Source organism: Xanthomonas sp. LMG 8993 (assembly GCF_009835065.2).
GTDB lineage: Bacteria > Pseudomonadota > Gammaproteobacteria > Xanthomonadales > Xanthomonadaceae > Xanthomonas > Xanthomonas arboricola.
In genome coordinates this window covers 616316-636713 of the sequence record NZ_QVIF02000001.1, presented here as the reverse complement: position 1 = coordinate 636713, position 20398 = coordinate 616316, and the positions used below count along the sequence as shown (strand labels likewise).

Below are 20398 nucleotides of genomic sequence, written 5' to 3'. Positions count from 1 at the left end.
CATCACCGGTTGTGGGCGCAGCGTCCGCAGCAGGCGACGACGATCCGCCGCGTTCTGCCGGCGGCTTCCAGCTCCATCACGGTCTACTTGCAGGCCGATGCAGCAGCGGCCAGCAATGCGTTGTCATCGAGCACCGGTGCCGCCCCGCTTGCGGGATAGGCCGCTGCGATCGCCTTCGCCGCGCGATCGGCGTCCGCCTGGATATACCACTGCGACGACGGCGGCAGCAAACGCCCGCGCACCGCCTGCTCGAAGCGATACTGTCCCCAGTAGACCGCCAACGGCTCTTCCAGCGCGTTGAGCGGATTACGCAAGGTAGCCGCACCCGGACACAGCCGCACAAAGTTGGCAGCGAGCATGCGTTTGCGCGCCGATGGCTGCCCCGCAGACAGGTAGTGACTCAATTCATGCAACACGATCGGCGCCCAGTCCATCGAGGCCGTGCCGGCACGCGCATCATGCTGCGAATACAGCAGCATGGTGCGTCCGCGCACCTTGGCCTGGGTGGTGTCCGGCTCCGGCCACCAGACGAATCTTGCCTGGAATACCGCAGGCTCCGGCACTGCAAAGAACGCCCGCATCTGCGCTGCCAACCGCGAGACGGCGGGGTTGGACAGTTCTTCGCCCAGCTCGCGCGCCTGTTGCTCGAAACGCGGTGCAACGGCGACCAGCCGCCTGGCGCGCGGAACGAAGCGGGCAAAATACGCGCGCAACATCGCCTGGTCGTCTGCCGACTGCTCGGTAATGGCGGCGTCCGCTGAGGCCTCGAATCCCGCATTCCCGAGGAAATGCCGGGAAAAAGGATCCACCTCACGGGTGGCATCTGGCGCAAACACACGGTCGAGCACCTCCAGATCGTCGTCCTTTGCCAGCCCCGAGGTGCGCCGACGGAAATCTGCGTAGGCCACAAGTGCTGCACGATCGGCCGGGTCCAGCCCACCATGGGTTTCGAAATAGCTGCGATACACGGGCGCCGTATAGCCCGGCAACCAGTCCGACAGGTTATCCAGCAGGTTGAACAGGTCCGTGGCCTCGCTGTAATCCACCTGCACGGGTGCCGATGACGGCATGGCTGGCACGGCTGGCGCGGCATGCACGGTGGCACACATCACGACCCAGATCAGTCCGGCGGAGCGGACGCGCCGCAGCGTTGGCGGCCAGCGATCGATCCATCTGCGCATGCAAGGCTCCGGGCTGGCGAGTGCGCTGATTCGAGCATGCCGGGATACCGCCCGCCACGTGCCTTTGGTCAGGGGGCGCGAAAGCTTCCGGCTTCGGGTTGCAAGCGAGGACATCGTTGCCCATCACATTCTCGGCGATTGCCCTCAAGTCCGCCGCGTGCGGGCCGACAAGGTATGCAACGTTTCGAGGACTCTCCATGGGCATCTTGATCTACCTGGTGCCTGCATTCGCGCTCTGGGCGCTGATTGCCACCGTGCTGGCGTTCGTGCGTGGCAGGCAGCTGCGCGCCGAATCCGGCCAGCTCGCCAGCACCCAGGACAGCCTTGCCCGCTACCAGGCCGCGCTCTCGCAGGCGAAGGCGCGTGCGGCCGCCAGCTTGCTGGAACTGGAATCGCTGCAGCGCAGCTACACCGTCCTCAAGCAATCGCTGGAGCAGCAGGAACAAACCGCCGCCGAACAGGCGCCGGCTGCCGACAGCCAGGTGATTCCGATGGTGATGGTGCAGCGGCTGGATATCGCCAACGAGATCGGCACGTTGTTCGCGCACGTCGCACGGGTGGCACGCAGCCTGCGCCGCTACAGCGCCTACAGCCGCGGCCACACTGCGCCGGAACCGGCCACCGCCCGTTACGACCTGCACTGGCTGGCCGATTGCCTGCACAGCTTCGACCAGATCGGCTATGCCCTGTTGCGCGGCAACGTCGCGGCGCTGATCACCGCCTGCCAGGATCTGCTGTCGATGTACGACCACTATCTGAAGGACGGGTCTGGCTACAACAGCCGCGACACCTTCCAGCGCCTGAGCAGCGATGTGCCGCTGTCGGATGCCACCGATGCCATCCGTTCGATCATCGTCAAGGCGACGCTGGCGCAGGATGTGCGCGATGCGGTGATGGAGGATGCGGTTGCGGCTAATGTTGGGTGAGTCGGGAATCGGGAATCGGGAATCGGGAATCGGGAATCGGGAATCGCAAGAGCGTGGGTGCGGGGTTCTGTTAGGTCAACGGGTAATTGACCGCTACTCGGTGCAGGGTGTTTGGCGAGTGCTGTGATGCGATTGCCCATAAAAAAAGCGCACCGCTTGGGGTGCGCTTTTTCGTTTCAGGCCTCGGGAATGGCCGGCTTGCCTTGGTTGGCGAGCTTGGTCCCTGCCTGCGTCATGGTGCCTGCTGCGGCAGCGCGTAGGCCACCACGGCATCGCCTGCGGGCGTTTCCATGAAGTGGTGCCCGCCGGCCATGATCACCAGATACTCGCGGCCGTTGTAGGCGTAGACCATCGGGTTGGCCTGGCCGCCGGCCGGCAGCTTGGCATGCCACAGCTCCTTGCCGGTGGCCAGATCGATGGCGCGGATCAGGTCGTCGGTGGCTGCGGCAATGAAGATCAAGCCACTGGCCGTCACCACCGAACCGCCGTTGTTGGGCGTGCCAATCTCGATCGGCAGACCCGAGCGGATGCCGAACGGACCATTGCCGCGTGCGCTGCCGAACGGGCGGTCCCAAAGGGTCTTGCCGCTGGCCAGATCGATCGCACGGATGCCGCCATACGGCGGCTGCTTGCACAGCAGCTTGGTGAACGGCAGGCGCCAGCCGGCGTTGACGTTGATCGCATACGGCGTACCGGCCTGCGGATCGCCCGCACCTTCCGCGCCACCTGCATCGCCGCGCGCTTCATCGCGCGGTGCCCAGCCCAGTTTGTCGGCCTTGGCGCGCGGCACCAGCAGGTTGTAGTTGGGCATGTCGTTGTAGTTGGCCACGATCACGCCGTGCTGCGGATCCACCGACACGCTGCCCCAGTCCGAACCACCGTTGTAGCCGGGGTATTCGATCGAATGGCGGTCGGCTTCCGGCGGCGTGTAGATGCCCTTGTAGCTGGCCTTGCGGAACTGGATACGGCAGACCAGCTGATCGATCGGCGTCATCCCCCACATGTCGCGCTCGGTCAGATCCGGCTTGCGCAGCGTGTGGTACAGCGAAAACGGCTGCGTCTTGGCACGCATCTGCGGCTCCACGCCACCGCCTGGCACTGCGCGTTCTTCCACGCCCACCAGCGGCTTGCCGGTACGCCGATCCAGCACGTACAACTCGCCCTGCTTGCTCGGCAACAACACTGCCGGCACGTTGACGCCGTTCTTGGGGAAGTCGATCAGGCTCGGCTGCGAGCCCAGGTCGTAATCCCACGCATCGATATGCGTGGTCTGGAAATTCCACACCGGCTTGCCGGTGGTGACATCCAGCGCCACCAGCGAGGTCGCGTAGCGATTCTCCTGCGGCGTGCGCGAGCTGCTCCAGTAATCGGCGGTGGAGTTGCCCATCGGCAGATACACATAGCCCAGCTGTTCGTCGGCCGCGGCGGTGGTCCACATGTTCGGCGTGCCACGCGTCCAGGTCTGGCCCGGCGGCGGTGCGCCGTTCCAGTCCGGATGGGTCATATCCCAGGCCCAGCGCAATTGGCCGGTCACCGCATCGAAGCCCTCGATCACACCGGACGGCTCGTAACGCTTCTGCCCGTCCAGCACCTGATGGCCGGTGACCACCACCCCGCGCACGATGGCGGGCGGCGAATTGATCGACACATAGCCCGGCGGCGTCTGCCCCATGCCGACGGTGATGTCGACCTGGCCGTTGTTGCCGAAATCCGTGCACGGCTTGCCGCTACGCGCATCCAGCGCGATCAGGCGGCCATCCAGCGTGCCTTCGATGATGCGCGTGCGGCACAGCGGCGCCCCCTCCGCTGCCACTGCTGCGGCGGCGTCGTTGGCCGCCACCGGCACCTGGTAGTACGACACACCACGGCAGGCGGCCGTATACGGAATCGCCTCGTCCTTGACCTTGGGATCGTAACGCCAACGCTCCTTGCCACTGGCGGCATCCAGCGCGATCACCTGATTGCGCGCAGTACACAGATACAGGCTGTCGCCCACCTTCAGCGGCGTGGTTTCCGCACCCCAGCGCTTGCTCGGCAGGTCGCCGGTGTGGAAGACCCAGGCCTGCTTCAATTGCGCAACGTTGTCGCGGTTGATCTGCTGCAGCGGCGAATAGCGCTGCCCGGCCTGGCTGCGTCCATATGCGGCCCAGTCGTCGTCGGCAGGCGCATTGCCCGGCTGCCCGTCGGCGGCGGCCGGCGCTGCAGACGCGCTGCGCTTGACCAGGCCCGCGGCCATGCCGGCGGCGTGTGCCAGCGCGCCATCGGCCTCGGTCACCCCAAACGGCACGAAGGCGAGCGCGAAGGCCACCACGAACACCGCCGCCAGAACGCCGGCCACGCTGCGCGACATCGCACGCGACACCGGGCGCTCCAGCTTAGGCAGCAGCAGCGCCAGCACGAATGCCAAGCCGACGATCAAGCCTAGCCGCGGTACCCAACGCCAGTAGTCGCTGCCCGATTCCCACCACGTCCACGGCAACGTCGCCGCCACCACTGCGGCAAACCACCACGCGCCCGCATTGCGACCGCGAAACAGCAATACGCCGGCGATCAGCAAGGCCACGCCCACAGGCGCGTAATACCAGGAGCCGCCCAGCGCGGCCAGCCACACGCCGCCTGCCAGCAGCACGGCGCCCAGCACTCCAATCACGCCTCCCAACGTCGCCAGCGCCCAGTGGCCGCGACGGGAAGGACGATGCAATGTCGTCATCAGTTGTTCCTCTTCGATCTGCGGCGACGCAACGCCGCCGCACCACCCCCAACCTTCGACCCGCCGCGGTGAAAAAACCGCGTTCTTTGCGAACGCCGCCGAAAAACACTGCGTTGCAGATGTCACCGCGTGCAATAAAAAACGCCGGCTGTGCGCCGGCGTTTTTCTTCAGCTGCGTTGCTCGCCAGATGCGATCACGCTTCGGTCGGTGGCAGGTCGCCTGCACTTGCTGCCGGTGCAACCGCTGCATCGTCCAGCACGTCCTCGGCCTCATCCAGCGAGGCATCCAGGCGTTCGACCGCCTGCAGCTTTTCGCCCTTGGACAAGCGGATCAAGGTCACGCCCTGGGTATTGCGACCCACGCGCGAGATCTCCGAACCGCGGGTGCGCACCAGCGTACCGCCATCGGAAATCAGCAGCACTTCGTCGGTGGCGCCCAGCAGCACCGCACGCACCAGCTTGCCGTTGCGCTCGGTGGTCTGGATGCCGATCACGCCCTGCGTGCCGCGGCCCTTGCGCGGGTACTCGGTCAGCGGGGTGCGCTTGCCGTAGCCGTTCTCGGTGGCGGTGAGGATGTAGGCCATGTCGTCGCTCTCGGCGACGTCGATCACTTCCGCCTCGACACCGTCCGTGCTCTCCACCACGTCCTCGACACCCTCGTCCTCGACATCGCCTTCGATGCCGCCGGCGCGCTCGGCCACGATCAGGCTGACCACTTCTTCGCCCTTGGTCAGACGGATGCCGCGCACGCCGGTGGCGGTACGGCCCATCGAACGCACGGTGGATTCGCCAAAGCGCACGGTCTTGCCGTTGGAGGCGAACAGCAACACGTCGCGGTCGCCATCGGTCAAGGCCACACCGACCAGCGCATCGCCCTCGTCGAGGTTGATCGCGATCTTGCCGCGTGCCAGGCGGAACGCGAATTCGCTCAGCGGGGTCTTCTTGACCGTGCCGTTGCGCGTGGCAAAGAACACATAGCGGTTGTCGGCGTATTCGCGCACCGGCAGCACCGCCTGCACACGCTCGCCGGGTTCTAGCGGAATCCAATTGATGATCGGACGGCCACGCGCATTGGAGCCGGCCTCCGGCAACTGGTACACCGGCAGCCAGAACACCTTGCCGCTGCTGGTGAAGGTCAGCAGCGTGTCGTGCGTATTGACCAGCCACAGCTGGTCGATGAAATCCTCTTCCTTGGTCGCCGCCGCAGACCGGCCACGGCCACCACGGCGCTGCGCACGATACGCGCTGACCGGCTGGCGCTTGGCATAGCCGGCATGCGAGAGCGTCACCACCACGTCTTCCGGCGAAATCAGGTCCAGGATGTCCAGATCTTCTTCGCTGTGACGGATCTCGGTGCGGCGTTCGTCGCCGTACTCCTCACGGATGTTGATCAGCTCGTCGCGGATCACCTGCAGCAGCACGTCGGGGTTTTCCAGGATGCGGATCAGGCCCTGGATGACCTCTAGCAACTGCTTGTACTCGTCGGTCAGCTTTTCCTGCTCCAACCCGGTCAGGCGATGCAGGCGCATTTCCAGGATCTGCGAGGCCTGCACTTCACTGAGCTGATAGAAGCCATTGGCCAGGCCCACGCCCGGCGCCAGATCTTCCGGCTTGGAGGCCTCGGCACCGGCGGCGCCCAGCAGCGCACCGACCAGACCCGGTTCCCAGGTCTTGGCCAGCATGCGCTCGCGCGCTTCCTGCGGGTTGGCCGAGGTCTTGATCAGCTCGATCATCTCGTCGATGTTGGCCAACGCGACGGTCAGGCCTTCCAGCACGTGCGCACGCGCACGCGCCTTGCGCAGTTCAAAGATGGTGCGGCGGGTGACCACTTCGCGGCGGTGGCGGATGAACGCCTGCAGCATCTGCTTGAGGTTCATCAACTGCGGACGGCCGTCGATCAGCGCCACCATGTTGATACCGAACACCGACTCCATCTGGGTCTGCTGATACAGGTTGTTGAGCACAACCTCGGCCGACTCGCCGCGCTTGACCTCGATGTAGATGCGCATGCCGTCCTTGTCGGACTCGTCGCGCAGCTCGCTGATGCCTTCGAGCTTCTTTTCCTTGACCAGCTCGGCGATCTTCTCGATCAGCCGCGCCTTGTTCACCTGATACGGAATCTCGGTGACGATGATCGCTTCACGGCCGTTGTCGGCCACTTCCACATCGGCCTTGGCGCGCATGCGCACGCGGCCACGGCCGGTGCGGTAACCGGCAGCGATGCCGGCGGTGCCGTTGATGATGCCGGCGGTGGGGAAATCCGGGCCGGGGATGTATTCCATCAGGCCTTCGACATCCAGCTCCGGCGTGTCGATCAAGGCGATGCAGGCGTTGATCGCCTCGGTCAGGTTATGCGGCGGGATATTGGTGGCCATGCCCACCGCGATACCGGCCGAGCCGTTGACCAGCAGGCTCGGGAACCGGGTCGGCATGACCGTCGGTTCCTGTTCCTTTTCGTCGTAATTGGGCTGGAAATCGACGGTTTCCTTGTCGATGTCGGCCATCAGCTCATGCGCCAGCCGCGACATGCGCGACTCGGTGTAACGCATCGCCGCGGCGGAGTCGCCATCGACCGAACCGAAGTTACCCTGGCCGTCCACCATCATGTAGCGCAGCGAGAACGGCTGCGCCATGCGCACCAGCGTGTCGTACACCGACTGGTCGCCGTGCGGGTGGTATTTACCGATGACGTCGCCGACGATACGCGCCGACTTGAAGTAGGCCTTGTTGCTGTGTGCGCCCAGCTCGTGCATGGCGTACAGGACGCGGCGGTGCACGGGTTTGAGGCCATCACGGGCATCGGGGAGTGCGCGGCCCACGATCACGCTCATCGCGTAATCGAGATAGCTCTTGCGCATCTCGTCTTCCAGATTGACCTGGATGATTTCCTTGGCGGTTTCTGCCATTCGGGTTCCGTAAGTGAGGTGGCGGGCGAGCCGGAAAGCCGCGTCGGGGGCGCCCTGACAACAGGCTGCCGACCCCACGCTCCCGCCGATCGATTCAAGCCCCGGATTGTATCACGAAGGGGCACCACGATGCCGCCGGTTTACCGGCCAGAAACAAGCACTTGCAGGATTTTGACGGGACGATGCGGCGATAGTGCGCCGCACTGGCCTCAGCCGCCGAACGCCGCCTGCATGCGCGCCAGGTCCGGCTGCGCGATCACCCCGCGTTCGGTGACGATCGCATCGATCAGGCTGCCGGGGGTGACATCGAACACCGGGTTCCAGGCGTTGATGCCATCGGCCACCGTGCGCACGCCGCCGACCCCGAACAATTCGCCCGGATCGCGCTGCTCGATCTCGATCTGATCGCCGCTGGCGGTGTCCATGTCCACCGTGGACGACGGTGCCACCACCATGAACTTGACGCCGTGGTGGCGCGCGGCGATCGCCAGCTGATAGGTGCCGATCTTGTTGGCGGTATCGCCGTTGGCGCAGATGCGGTCGGCACCGACGATGACCCACTGCACCAGCCCGGACTTCATCAGATGCGCGGCGGCCGAATCGGCGATCAGGGTCGCGTCGATGCCGTCCTGCTGCAGCTCCCACACGGTCAGGCGCGCGCCCTGCAACCACGGCCGGGTCTCGCCGGCAAACACCTTGGCGATGCGCTGCTGCGCCATGCCGGCACGGATCACGCCCAGCGCGGTGCCAAAGCCGGCGGTGGCCAGCGAACCGGTATTGCAATGGGTCAACACGCCGCTGCCGGTCTCGATCAACGACGCACCCAGCGCGCCCATATGCCGGTTGGCCGCCAGGTCTTCATCGGCGATGGCCTGCGCCTCGCGCGCGATCACCTCGCGCCAGTCGGCGCCGGCAGCGCCCAGCACGCGACGCATGCGCATCAGCGCCCAGGCCAGGTTGACCGCGGTCGGACGCGCGGCATTGAGCCGCAACAGCGCCGGTTCGAGCTTCTGCAGGGCCGCACTGCCGTCGTCGGCAGCGACGTCGCGCGCGGCCAGCACCACGCCCCACCCGGCCGCAATGCCGATCGCCGGCGCGCCGCGTACGGCCAGCGAATGGATCGCCTCGGCCACGGCATCGCTGGTGTCGCAACGCACATGCTCGACCACGAAGGGCAGCTTGCGCTGGTCGAGCAGTTCCAGGGCATCGCCCGTCCACAGCAGCGGGCGGATATGGTCGTAGCGGGCGTAATCGATATGGGCGCTGTCGTTCATCCGGACATTGTAAGGCGCGCGGGCAGCCCAGTCAGTGGCCGCATCGCTCGGCCCGCCGGCGATGCCGCAAACCGAGCTGGTCGAGTGCGCGGTGCCCGCACCGCGCCAGAACGTTGGCCGGCCGCTTCTTGGAAGCCCGTTGCGCAGCCTGCGCGAGGCGGATGAGAAGTTGGCAGGTGGCGTGTTGAACGCCTTTCAGTTGCCCGGCTTGCAATGGCAAGGCAAAGAGAAACTGGCCGACGCACAGTGATCCAACCAGCGCACGTCATGCCCAGCTTGCACCACGCACACCGACCACCCCGACGGGTCCTTGCCCGCCTACCGTCGCGGGACCTTACGCGGCATGGATGCCGCGTAAGAGCCTACAAGGACGTACTCGCGGCGTGTCCCGCGATGGTGGGCGGGCAAGGGCCCTGCAGAAAACCCGCAGATCGCCCGCTCCACACCCGACGCATCCGCAACCCGTTCAATCACATCTCAAGACAACTGGGAGCTTGAGCTTCAGCGTGGTCTGGATGTTCCAAGCAGAGCTGGTTGAGGGCTAGACACCCTCACCAGCCTGGTCGCGTGCTGACGGGGCCACGGCGCCGGCTACGCCCACCTATGCGATGGAGAGCAGCGGTTTCGTCAGTCCATCAGTCGACGATGAACTCGGCGCGGCAGCCGTCGTTGACCCACACGCCGTCGCGGCTCCAGCCCCAGGTCTGGCCTTCCACGCATTCCTTCTTGGAGATCTGCCGGCCTACCCGCACCTGGCGCTCCACCGAGATCCCGCAGGTGCGGCGCGCGCCCTTCTTCGATTCGCAGGTCACCATGCGTGGCATGGCCACGAACCCGGAACCGTCCTCGGCAGCGACCTCGAATTCGCCATCGCAGCCGCGCGAGACCCAGATTTCGTTACGGCGCGCGCCCCAGCTGCGGCCTTCCTTGCACGGCCACACCGAGCGCTGGCGCAGCAGGCGCACCGGCGCACCACGCAGCACCACCGGGCACACCACCTTGCCGCCGTTGGAATCGCAGCGCACCACGCGGCGCATCTGCGGAGCGCTCAGCGCCCGTGCGGTCGCAAACTCTGCACGGCAGCCCTGTTCGACCCAGACGCCACCGCGTTCGATGTCCCACTCGCTGCCACGGATGCAACTGGTCTCGGACAGCTGGCGTACCAGCTGGACGCCGTGCTCGGTATCCATCGCACAATGCACGCGCGCCATGTCCTTGGACTCGCAGCGCACCACGCCGGCGGCGCGATCCGCTGCACGCGCATCGGCCAGCATCAGCAGCGGCAAGCACCACAAACCGCATAAGCTGATCAGCCACTTCATGCCGACAATCCTCACCCAAACACACTCTGCGCCGCGCCCCCGTGGACGCAACGATGAGAGCATCATCGATGTGAAGATAGCAATACGGTGGCGATGACAGCGGGATGGCACCGGGCGCGCGCCCGGTGCCGCGCAGACACTGGGTACCGCCGTGGGTCAGGCGCGGGCGAAGGCGAAGGCCAGCACATCGGCAATCTGCGTGGTGCCACGCATGGCCATCAACAGCCGGTCCACACCGACCGCCACCCCCGCGCAATCGGGCAGTTGCGACAACACCGCCAGCAGCCGCTCATCCACCGGCAGCTGCGGCAACCCGCGCGCCGCACGCACCGCGTTATCGCGCATGAAACGCGCCCGCTGCTCCTGCGCATCGTTGAGCTCGTGGTACCCGTTGGCGACCTCGTAAGCGCCCAGATACAGCTCGAAGCGCTCGGCCACCGGCGGCTCGTCGGGGCGGATGCGCGCCAACGCGCACTGGCTGGCAGGCCAGTCGTGCACTACGGTCAGCGTGTCGCTGGCAAAGCCCGGCTGGAGGCGATGGGTCATCAGCAGATCCAGCCAGTCGTCGCGGGTCAGGCCATCCGGATCGATGGCGATGTCGTGTAGCGGTGCGCGCAGCGTTTCGATCGGATCGCGCAACGGGTCGATGCCCAGCGCCTGCACGAACAGCGCGCGATAGCTCAGCACCTGCACCTGCGCCTGGCGCCCGACCAGCGCAAGCGCGCGGCGCACCAACTCAACGGTCTCCTGCGCCAGGGCGCGATCGTCCCAACCCACCCGGTACCACTCGAGCATGCTGAACTCGGGATTGTGGCGGCCGCCGGCCTCGCCATTGCGGAACACCCGCCCCAGCTCGTAGCAATCGCCCACCCCAGCTGCCAGCAGCCGCTTGAGCGGATATTCCGGCGAGGTGCGCAACCAGCGCACCGGCGCGCCGGCATCGACATGGCCGCTGAAGCGCGTGCTGAAGCTCTCGATATTCGGCTCGGTGTTGCCGGCCTCCGACAGCACCGGCGTCTCCACTTCCAGCACGTCGCGCTCGGCGAAGAAAGCGCGGATCAGCGCGTTGAGCCGCGCGCGCAACCGCAACGCGTCCAGATCGACCTGCGTCGCGGTCATGGTTGCTGGCCGTGCTCGCCGAGGAAGGCCAGCAAGCGCGCCTCGTCCCAGATCTCCACGCCCAGCGACTGCGCCTTGTCCAGCTTTGAGCCGGCTTCTTCGCCGGCCACCAGAAACGCGGTTTTCTTGGAGACGCTGCCGGCGACCTTGGCACCCAGCGCTTCCAGCCGTTGCTTGGCCGCATCGCGGGTGAGCGCGGCCAGGGTCCCGGTGATCACCACGGTCTGGCCGTCGAGCGGGCCGGTTTGCAGCGCGTCGGCGTCGGGCAGACGCGACAGCACCGTTTCCATCGCCTGCTGCGCAGCGCTTGCCAAGGCCGCATTTTCCGGCCGCTCCAGCCATTGCAGCAGCGACGCCATCACCGGCGCGGGAACGCCGGCCTGCAACAAGGCATCGGACCCGGCGCTGCGCAGCGCATCGAAGGAGGCCACCGCGGCAGCCAGCTGCTGCGCACGCACCGGCGTCACCTTGGGGATATCCATGTCCTGCAGCACGCTGGCAAAGCTCAGCGCCTCGCGCAGTTTAGGTGATGGCGGATGCGCATCGCCGATGCGCACGCCACGTTGCAGCAGGTCGTCGATGGCCTGCTGATTGCCGGGCTGGTCGAAGAAGTGCCCGAGCGAGCGCGCCACCTCGCCACCGATGTCGGGCACGCGCTTGAACAGCGGCCACGGCAGATGGCGGATCAACTCCAGATCGCCGAACCACGCCGACAAGGCCTTGGCGGTGCTCTCGCCGACATGCTCGATGCCGAGCGCAAACAAGAAACGCTCCAGCGTGGTATCGCGCGATTGCTCGATCGCCTCGATCAGGTTTTCCGCCCATTTGGTGGCGATCTTCTTGCGGTTCCAGTCGAACGCCGGCAGCCCGGCGCGCAACAGATCCGCCTGCCAGGTGTGCGGCGCCTCGCGCTCGCCGGCCAGGTCCACACCGATGCCGACCACGGTATTTTCCAGCTGGCCGTACGCACCGCTGGCCAGATGCTCGCGCGCCTCGCGCAGGAACGCGTGCGGGCTTTCGGCGGTGCTGATCATGCGCAATTGCAGCAGCTGGTCCACGTTGAGCAGATACAGATCGGCCACGCCCTGCACCACGCCGCTGTCGACCAGCACCTCGATGAATTTTTCGCCCAGGCCATCGACATCCATCGCGCGGCGCGAGACGAAATGCCGGAACGCTTCCTTACGCTGCGCCGGGCAGGTCAGCTCGCCCGAGCAGCGCCACACCGCCTCGCCTTCCTCGCGCACGATCTCCGACCCGCAGACCGGGCAGTGCGTGGGCATCTGCCATGGCTGGGTGCCGGGCGGCCGTTGCTCGGCAACCACGCCGGCCACTTCGGGAATCACATCGCCGGCACGCCGCACGATCACCGTATCGCCCACGCGCACATCCAGCCGCGCGATCTGGTCGGCGTTGTGCAGCGTGGCGTTGGTGACGATCACCCCGGCCACGTGCACCGGCTTGAGCCGCGCCACCGGCGTGGCCGCACCGGTGCGGCCGATCTGGATCTCGATCGCCTCCACCGTGGTGGACTGCTCCTGCGCCGGGAACTTGTGCGCGATCGCCCAGCGCGGCGCGCGCGAGACAAATCCCATCTCGCGCTGCCCGGCCAGATCGTCGAGCTTGTAGACCACGCCGTCGATATCGAAGGGCAAGCCGTCGCGCGCCTCACCGATGCGTTGGTAGTACGCCAACAGGCCGTCGCTACCCTGCACCACCTCGACCAGGGCGCTGACCGGGAAACCCCATGCGCGCAACTGCGCCAGGATCGCCGAATGCGTCTGCGGCAACGCACCTTCACTCACTTCGCCCACGCCATACGCAAAGAAACTCAACGGGCGCTGCGCAGTGATGCGCGCATCCAGCTGACGCAGCGAACCGGCAGCGCCATTGCGCGGATTGGCCAGCACCTTGCCGCCCTGCAGGCGCATCTGCGCGTTGTAGGTCTCGAAGGCGGCGCGCGGCATGTACACCTCGCCGCGCACCTCCAGTACCTGCGGCCAGCCTTCGCCACGCAGGCGCAGCGGAATCGCCTTGACAGTGCGCAGATTGGCGCTGACATCCTCACCGGTGGCGCCGTCGCCCCGCGTTGCGCCCTGCACGAACTCGCCGTTTTCGTAGCGCAGGCTGATCGCCAGGCCATCGAGCTTGGGCTCGGCCGAGAACAGCGGCTGCTTCACCTCCAGCCGCTCGCTGATCCGCCGTACGAACTCGGTCACTTCCTCGTCGCTGAAGGCATTGCCCAACGACAGCATCGGCAGGGCATGCCGCACCTCGGCAAAGCGCGACGCGGCCAGGTGGCCGACGCGCTGGGTCGGCGAATCGGCGCTGGCCAGCTCCGGGTGCGCAGCCTCCAGGGCTTCCAGTTCACGCATCAGGCGGTCGTAGTCGACGTCGGCCATCTGCGGCTCGTCGAGCACGTGATAGCGGTAGTTGGCGTCCTCGATACGATGACGCAGGGCGTCGATGCGCTGAGCGGGATCCGGGCTGACAGTCATACGATCGCTGGGCTGGCTCTGGGCCGCCCATTCTAACGGGCCGTGCCGGTGTGCAAGTGCTGCCCGACCGCCGACCAAACCGCGCGACAGCGAGCCCGGCAGCGATTTCCCGATAGGCAGACAGGCACAAACCCGCTAGCGTGGCGCCCTCTTTGCCTGCTCGCCTGGAGCTCACCGTGCCGTTGCCCGTCTCGCGCCGTTCGTTTCTCAGCCTTGCCAGCGTTGGCGTGGCGATCTCCGCACTGGGACTGGCACCCGCGGCCGAGGCAGCCCGCAAGCGTGCCGCTGCGCCGGCCAAGCCCGGTGTGGCGCCGGCAACGGGCGCGGTGTTTCTCAATCTCAACGAGCATCCGCTCGGCCCCTCGCCCGCCGCAGTGGACGCGGCAACGCGTTCGCTGGCACGCGCAGGCCGCTATCAGTTCGAGATGGAGCAGGACCTGCGCAACCTGATGACCGGCGAGCTGCAACTGCCCGGCGACCATCTGGCCTTCTTTCCTGGTTCCAGGGACGCACTGCTTCGTGCCGGCAGCCTGTTCACCTCGGCACGTGCCGGGCTGGTGGTGGCCGACCCGAGCTTCGACCCGATCATCGACAGCGCCACCGCCCGCGGCGTGCCGGTACGCAAGGTGCCGCTGCGGGCCGATGGCGCGCACGACGTCAAGGCGATGGCCAAGGCCGACCCGTCCGCCGGCCTGATCTACCTGTGCAACCCCGGCAACGCCAGCGGCGCCATCACCCCGCGCGCCGATATCGAGTGGCTGCTGGCCAACAAGCCGGCCAGCGCGGTGCTGGTGGTGGACGAGGCGTATATCCACTACAGCAACGAGCCGTCCATGGCGGACCTGGTGCGTCAGCGCCAGGACCTGATCGTGCTGCGCAGCTTCTCCAAGCTCTACGGCATGGCCGGCCTGCGCCTGGGCGCCGCGCTGGCGCCGCCGGGGCTGCAGACCAAGCTCGCCAGCCTGGGCAGCAATCCGTTGTCGGTACCGGCAATGGCCGCCGGCATCGCCAGCCTGCGCGACCCGCAACTGGTGCAGACCCGCCGCGCGGAGAACGCCCGCGTGCGCGACGACACCATCGCCTGGCTCAAGAGCAAGGGCTACACCTGCCTGCCCACGCAGGCCAATTGCTTCCTGCTCGACGTCAAGCGCGACGCCGGCGTGTTCGCCGACTCGATGCAGAAACAGGGCGTCATCGTCGGCCGCAGCTGGCCGATCTGGCCCAAGCGTGTGCGTGTGAGCGTCGGCACCGAAGCGGAGATGCTGCGCTTTCGCGAGGCCTTTACCAAGGCCAAGCGCTGATCGCCAAGCACAGAGTGGCCATCACTTCCCCTCTCGGGAGAAGGTGCCCCGAAAGGGCGGATGAGGGTGCGCCTAAGAGATCTACCATCACCTGTAATGACAAACGCGTCGCCACGCGCCATCAGACCTGAATCACCGACTGCTGCACTGCTTCGCCTCCGTACCCTCACCTCAACCCCTCTCCCGCCGGAGAGGGGCTTTGATTTCCTATCGCGTGGGAGCTGGAAGCGGCGCGGCAGCATTCGGACGCAACATGCGCCGGATCCACACGTAGCTGAGCGCAAACGTCAGCGCCATCGACACCGCAATCCACACCAGGAGCTGGCGCAGCATCGGCGGGCCCTGAAAGATGCGCGCGTAGTAGCTGGCATCCAATAGCGCGATCGCATGCGGCAGGAAGACAGTGACGATAGGCGTTGGCACTGGCGCAACCAGCAGCGTCACCGCAACAGCAAACCCGATCGAGCTCCATTGCGCGCGACGTGGGCTTGTCGACGCGCCTTTGCGCAAACGCAGCGCAATCCGCGACACCATCCATAGCAGCGGTGCGGCCAGGATGGCCCACACCGCCAGCAACATCAGCACCGCCAGCGCGCCCTGCAAGCTCCACATCGTTCACCTCACGCTAGAACGCGTCCTGCGGCAGGTCGCGACTCAGACTGCGTATGGATGACTCGCGGTCGGGATGGCTCACGGTCAACGGCTCGTAATCACTGACTCAGCGACGCTCGATCACCAGCGGTGCGCAATCACCACCCACGCACATCACCAGCAGCGCGCACTTAAAAGCAATACGCACTCACCAGCGCGGCGACTTGGTCAGCGGCGGTGCCTGGTGCTGGCGATCGTAGGCGCGCAGTTCGTCGCGGATATGCGCCACGCGCTGGCGGCCCAGCGCATTGCGGCTGTCGTCCAGCACCACGCCGTCGAGCAGTTCGGCCATGCGCTGCACGGTCGGCAGCATCTTTTCCCAGGCATCCAGCGCGGTCATCGGCGCCGGCAAGGTGAGGAAGAACGCAATCGCCGGGGTCTGCATCTCGCGGATGTTGGCCATGTCGAAGCTGCCGGGCTTGAGGATGCTGGCCATGCTGAAGATCGGCCCGCGCTCCGGGTGCCCCTCCACCAAACGGTGGAAGACATTCATGTGACCGAACACCAGCCCGGTCTTCTCCGCAGCGACCACCACATCTTCGCCGCGCAGCACCTGGCCGGCCTTGGCGGCCACGAACAGCGAGACGATCTTGTCGAAATCCTGGTTGGGCCGCTTGCCGACATCGTTGCCGCCGGCCGTATCGGCATCGTCCAGGTTCAGTTCGCTTTGCTCGGCGCCTTCATTGCGCTCGAACGGGTCGCCCTCCACGCCAGGCTCGCTGGAGATCACCGGCTCGCGGCGCTCGCGCGGTTGCCCGTCGTCCTTGTCGACCCGACGCCCTTGCGGCGATTTTTTCGGGCGACCAAACAGGAAGATGGCCGCGACCAGCAGCAGTCCAGCGATCAGGATCCCGATCCGGATCATGGCCATGTCGGACATTCAGCGTGCCTCCGCATAAGAGTGACAGGTGTCGATATTCCGACAAGCATGGCACGTCATGCCGCACCCGCCAAACGTGCGGCCTCTTCCAGGTCCACGCTGACCAGGCGACTGACGCCCGGCTCGCGCATGGTCACGCCGGAGAGCTGGCGCGCAGCCTCCATCGTGGCCTTGTTGTGGCTGACGAACAGGAACTGCACCTTCTCGCTCATTTCCCGCACCATGTTGGCCAGGCGGCCGACATTGGCTTCGTCCAGCGGCGCGTCCACCTCGTCGAGCAGGCAGAACGGCGCGGGATTGAGCTGGAAGATCGCAAACACCAGCGCCACCGCGGTCATCGCCTTCTCGCCACCGGACAGCAGCGAGATGCTGGACACGCGCTTGCCCGGCGGGCGCGCCATGATGGTCACCCCGGTATCGAGCAGGTCTTCGCCGGTGAGCTCCAGATACGCGTGGCCACCGCCGAACAGGCGCGGATACAGCGCCTGGACCCCGGAATTGACCCGGTCGAAGGTGTCCTTGAAGCGGCCGCGGGTTTCGCGGTCGATCTTGCGGATCGCCTCTTCCAGCGTCTCCAGTGCGGTGTTGAGATCCAGATTCTGCGCGTCCAGATATTCCGAGCGCTGCGCCGCTTCGCCGTACTCCTGGATCGCGGCCAGGTTGACCGGTTCCAGCCGCCGCATGCGGCCGTCGATCTGGCCGACTGCGGCTTCCCACTCGGCCACGTTCGCGGCTTCCGGCAATCCATTGACGACGTCCTCGAGCACGAAGCCGGCTTTCACCACGGCGGCCTCCAATTGCTCTGCGCTGAGCACCAACGCCTGCTGATCGAGCTTGCGCTGGGAGATGCGCTCGCGCTGGGCCAGCGCCTGTTCGTCGCGCTGCTGGCGGGTCTGCTCGTAGCTGCGCAGCTCGCCATCGATGCTCTCCAGCATGGTGCGCGCTTCGCTCAGCACGCGCTCGGTGCGCACACGCTCACTCAACGCGGCCTGGTGCTCGTGCTCCAGCGTTTCCACCGGCGAATCGCCGTCGCTGAGCTGGGCGACCAGGTCCTCCAGGCGCGTATCGAGCTGGCCGCGCTGGCTGTCCATGCGCTCCAGCGTCTGGCTCAGCGAGGTGATCTGTGTGCGTTGCGATTCCAGCGTCAGTGCCAATGCATGCATCGCATCGCGCACGCCACGTGCGGCATCGCGGGCCTGATCGCGCGCATCGGTGAGCTGACGGCGTTCGTTCTCCAGCGCCTCGCGCGTGCCTTGCAGGTCGCCCATCAGGGTCACCGCGTCTTCGAGCTTGGCGCGTGCCTCGCGTGCCTGCTCGCGGCTGGTGTCCAGTGTTTCCAGCAGCTGCGACAATTCGTTTTCGATGCGTTCGATGCGCGTGCGCGCGGCATCGACCTTGCCCTGCTGACTCTGCAGCTGGCCGGCCAGCTCGGACACGCTGCGGTGCGCCATGTACAACTGGCGCTGCGCATCTTCGCGTTGCTGTTCGGCCGCCAGCAATTGCTCGCGGAAGCTGCCCAGGCGCTGCTCGAGTTCGGCCTCGCGCTCCTGCAGCGTTTCGATCTGCGCACGCAGCTCCTGAATCTCGCGCTCGCGCAGCAGGGCGCCCTGCTTGGCGGCACCGGAGCGCGACACCCGCACCCAGCCCTCGCCCAGCCGCTCGCCGCTGCGGGTGATGACCGAATCGCCTTCGGGCAGGCTGCGCTGCAGCGTGCGCGCGGCCTCCAGATCCTCGGCCGCGTGCAGGCGCGCGAGCAGGCGACGGATCGCGATCGGCCCCTGCACCTTGGCCGCCAGCGAGGTCGGCGCGAAGCTCGCGTTGTCGCTGGCACCGGACACCAGCGCGATGCGGCCCTCGCCCAATTCGCCCAGCGCATCGACCAGTTGTTCCGGCGCATCCACCAGCACGCCTTCGATCAACTGCCCCAACGCGCCTTCCACCGCGTTTTCCCAGCCGCTTTCGACCGTGATGCGCTCGCCGACACGTGCGGCAGAATCCAGCCCGCGCGACTTCAGCCACGCCACTGCGGCGCCCTGCTCCTGGCCGAGTGCGGCCTGCTGCAGGGTTTCCAGCGACGACAGCCGACCACGCGCGGCCTGCGCCTGCTTGCGCACGTCGGCCAGTTCGCCCTGGCTGGCGCGCTGTTGTTCCTGCAGCCCGCCGAGCGCGTGCTTGCGCGCTTCGACCTGCTCGGTTAGCCCGTCCAGCGAGGTCTTCTGGGTTTCGTGGCGCAGCTCGATCTGCTCGAACGCCTCGGCCAGCGCATCCAGGTCCAGCCCGGCGCGCTCGTTGACCAGCGCTTCGCGGCGGCGCTCGGCCTCCAGCGACTGGCGATCGAGATAATCGACGCGCGTGCGCTCCACTTCGCCGGCACGCGAGGCTTCGCCGGTGTCGCGGTTATGGGTTTCCCAGCGCTGCTGCCAGTCGGCCAGACGCGCTTCGGCCTCGCGTAGCGACTCCTGGCGGAATTCGTGGTCTTCGCGCAGCTGTTCCAGTTGCGGTTCGGCAGCGTCCACCGCCTCGCGCAACACCGCCAGCCTGGCCGAATCGCCGCTGATGTGCTGGGTCAGCTCCTGCAACTGGCTCTGCGCCTCGTCGCGCGCCTTGTGCAGGCGATGCGAGAGTTCGCGCTGATGCTGGATCTGCTGCTCGATGCGCGCCAGTGCGCCACCGACCTGATAGACATCCGCCTGCGCCTTGGCCACCGCTTCGGCGGCTTCCTCGCGACGCGCGCGCCCGGTTTCGATCCGCGCCTCGGCATCGCGCTGTTCGGCGATCAATTGCTGCAGCCGGGTCTCTTCCTGATTCAGTTTTTCGCGCAGGCCCTGCAGCCGACCATCCAGGCCGCGGTACTCCAGCGCCTTCCACTCGGCGTCCTTGACCCGGCGCTCTTCCTGCAAGGCCTGATACTGCTCGGCCTGGCGCGCCTGGCGCTGCAGATGCGCCAGTTGCTTGGTAATCTCTTCGCGCAGGTCGCCCAGGCGATCGAGGTTCTCGCGGGTGTGCCGGATGCGCGTTTCGGTTTCCTTGCGGCGCTCCTTGTACTTGGAAATGCCGGCGGCTTCTTCCAGGTACACGCGCAGGTCTTCCGGGCGCGCCTCGATGATCTGGCTGATCATGCCCTGCTCGATGATCGAGTAGCTGCGCGGCCCCAGGCCGGTGCCCAGGAACAGGTCGGTGATGTCGCGGCGCCGGCACTTGGTGCCGTTGAGATAGTAGGCGCTGTTGCCGTCGCGGCTGACCAGGCGCTTGACCGAGATCTCGTTGAACGAGGCGAACTCGCCGCTGATGGTGTGATCGGAATTGTCGAAGATCAGCTCCACCGTCGCCTGCGACACCGGCTTGCGCGCCGAGGAGCCGGAGAAGATCACGTCGGTCAGCGAGTCGCCACGCAGGCGGCTGGCCGAACTTTCGCCCATCACCCAGCGCACCGCGTCGATGATGTTGGACTTGCCGCAGCCGTTGGGACCGACGATACCGGTCATGTTGGTGGGCAGGTGCAACGTGGTCGGGTCGACGAACGACTTGAAACCGGACAGTTTGATCGTGGACAGGCGCATGGGACTGAAGGTTCCGGGCACCGCACGGGCGGGGCCGGCAGGCGCTTTTTCCTGTGAAGCCGCCCCCTAA

General features: G+C 66.6%; 13 protein-coding genes. 3 read left to right on the top strand and 10 right to left on the bottom strand.

Annotation, left to right across the window (positions count from 1 at the left end; genetic code table 11):
* Positions 1-83: 83 nt before the first annotated feature.
* Positions 84-1181, bottom strand: coding sequence for a hypothetical protein (locus DYQ94_RS02705; protein WP_126965603.1), 1098 nt, complete (start codon positions 1179-1181; stop codon positions 84-86).
* Positions 1182-1378: 197 nt separating this feature from the next.
* Here DYQ94_RS02705 and DYQ94_RS02700 point away from each other — a divergent pair, with 197 nt between their 5' ends.
* A complete protein-coding gene (locus DYQ94_RS02700; protein ID WP_126965602.1) occupies positions 1379-2107 on the top strand; it encodes a hypothetical protein in 729 nt (242 codons plus the stop codon).
* A gap of 232 nt (positions 2108-2339) precedes the next feature.
* Here the strand turns inward: DYQ94_RS02700 and DYQ94_RS02695 are convergent, their stop codons facing one another.
* From DYQ94_RS02695 to mtnA, 3 genes are all read right to left on the bottom strand, one after another.
* The gene (locus tag DYQ94_RS02695) at positions 2340-4817 is read right to left on the bottom strand and encodes a membrane-bound PQQ-dependent dehydrogenase, glucose/quinate/shikimate family (RefSeq protein ID WP_160954989.1); all 2478 of its coding nucleotides are present in this window, start codon (positions 4815-4817) and stop codon (positions 2340-2342) included.
* 194 nt (positions 4818-5011) lie between these two features.
* On the bottom strand, positions 5012-7723 hold the full coding sequence (gyrA, locus tag DYQ94_RS02690) for a DNA gyrase subunit A (RefSeq protein ID WP_039520640.1): 2712 nt from the start codon (positions 7721-7723) through the stop codon (positions 5012-5014).
* A gap of 209 nt (positions 7724-7932) precedes the next feature.
* The gene (mtnA, locus tag DYQ94_RS02685; RefSeq protein ID WP_054592260.1) at positions 7933-8997 is read right to left on the bottom strand and encodes an S-methyl-5-thioribose-1-phosphate isomerase; all 1065 of its coding nucleotides are present in this window, start codon (positions 8995-8997) and stop codon (positions 7933-7935) included.
* A gap of 34 nt (positions 8998-9031) precedes the next feature.
* On the opposite strand from mtnA, the gene DYQ94_RS02680 reads away from it, so the two are divergent.
* Positions 9032-9247 carry a hypothetical protein gene (locus DYQ94_RS02680; protein ID WP_160954991.1) on the top strand — a complete coding sequence of 72 codons (216 nt, stop codon included), beginning with the start codon at positions 9032-9034 and terminating at the stop codon, positions 9245-9247.
* Between the two features lie 385 nt (positions 9248-9632).
* Here the strand turns inward: DYQ94_RS02680 and DYQ94_RS02675 are convergent, their stop codons facing one another.
* The 3 genes from DYQ94_RS02675 to ligA all read right to left on the bottom strand — a co-directional run bounded on the left by DYQ94_RS02675 (position 9633) and on the right by ligA (position 13936).
* Positions 9633-10319: a DUF3011 domain-containing protein gene (locus DYQ94_RS02675; RefSeq protein ID WP_024939845.1), complete on the bottom strand. Its 687-nt coding sequence runs from the start codon at positions 10317-10319 to the stop codon at positions 9633-9635.
* A 156-nt stretch (positions 10320-10475) separates the two neighbouring features.
* Positions 10476-11438 (bottom strand): EF-P lysine aminoacylase EpmA, encoded by a 963-nt coding sequence (gene epmA / locus DYQ94_RS02670; RefSeq protein ID WP_126965598.1) that lies wholly within the window; start codon positions 11436-11438, stop codon positions 10476-10478.
* Complete coding sequence (gene ligA, locus DYQ94_RS02665) at positions 11435-13936, bottom strand: NAD-dependent DNA ligase LigA (protein ID WP_126965597.1); 2502 nt, start codon at positions 13934-13936, stop codon at positions 11435-11437. The genes epmA and ligA overlap by 4 nt, the downstream gene beginning before the upstream one ends.
* 176 nt (positions 13937-14112) lie before the next feature.
* Between ligA and DYQ94_RS02660 the strand changes: the two genes are divergently transcribed.
* A complete protein-coding gene (locus tag DYQ94_RS02660) occupies positions 14113-15237 on the top strand; it encodes a pyridoxal phosphate-dependent aminotransferase (protein ID WP_024939848.1) in 1125 nt (374 codons plus the stop codon).
* Between the two features lie 207 nt (positions 15238-15444).
* Here DYQ94_RS02660 and DYQ94_RS02655 read toward each other — a convergent pair whose 3' ends face one another.
* From DYQ94_RS02655 to smc, 3 genes are all read right to left on the bottom strand, one after another.
* Positions 15445-15849 (bottom strand): hypothetical protein, encoded by a 405-nt coding sequence (locus tag DYQ94_RS02655; protein ID WP_104608066.1) that lies wholly within the window; start codon positions 15847-15849, stop codon positions 15445-15447.
* Positions 15850-16036: 187 nt separating this feature from the next.
* Positions 16037-16768: a cell division protein ZipA gene (gene zipA, locus DYQ94_RS02650; protein WP_065032401.1), complete on the bottom strand. Its 732-nt coding sequence runs from the start codon at positions 16766-16768 to the stop codon at positions 16037-16039.
* Between the two features lie 56 nt (positions 16769-16824).
* A complete protein-coding gene (gene smc, locus DYQ94_RS02645; RefSeq protein ID WP_126965596.1) occupies positions 16825-20328 on the bottom strand; it encodes a chromosome segregation protein SMC in 3504 nt (1167 codons plus the stop codon).
* Positions 20329-20398: the final 70 nt, after the last annotated feature.

Coding starts and splice junctions, on each gene's coding strand:
- DYQ94_RS02705 (WP_126965603.1), bottom strand. CDS start 1,181: ATGCGCAGATGGATCGATCGCTGGCCGCCAACGCTGCGGCGCGTCCGC.
- DYQ94_RS02700 (WP_126965602.1), top strand. CDS start 1,379: ATGGGCATCTTGATCTACCTGGTGCCTGCATTCGCGCTCTGGGCGCTG.
- DYQ94_RS02695 (WP_160954989.1), bottom strand. CDS start 4,817: ATGACGACATTGCATCGTCCTTCCCGTCGCGGCCACTGGGCGCTGGCG.
- gyrA (WP_039520640.1), bottom strand. CDS start 7,723: ATGGCAGAAACCGCCAAGGAAATCATCCAGGTCAATCTGGAAGACGAG.
- mtnA (WP_054592260.1), bottom strand. CDS start 8,997: ATGAACGACAGCGCCCATATCGATTACGCCCGCTACGACCATATCCGC.
- DYQ94_RS02675 (WP_024939845.1), bottom strand. CDS start 10,319: ATGAAGTGGCTGATCAGCTTATGCGGTTTGTGGTGCTTGCCGCTGCTG.
- epmA (WP_126965598.1), bottom strand. CDS start 11,438: ATGACCGCGACGCAGGTCGATCTGGACGCGTTGCGGTTGCGCGCGCGG.
- ligA (WP_126965597.1), bottom strand. CDS start 13,936: ATGACTGTCAGCCCGGATCCCGCTCAGCGCATCGACGCCCTGCGTCAT.
- DYQ94_RS02655 (WP_104608066.1), bottom strand. CDS start 15,849: ATGTGGAGCTTGCAGGGCGCGCTGGCGGTGCTGATGTTGCTGGCGGTG.
- zipA (WP_065032401.1), bottom strand. CDS start 16,768: ATGTCCGACATGGCCATGATCCGGATCGGGATCCTGATCGCTGGACTG.
- smc (WP_126965596.1), bottom strand. CDS start 20,328: ATGCGCCTGTCCACGATCAAACTGTCCGGTTTCAAGTCGTTCGTCGAC.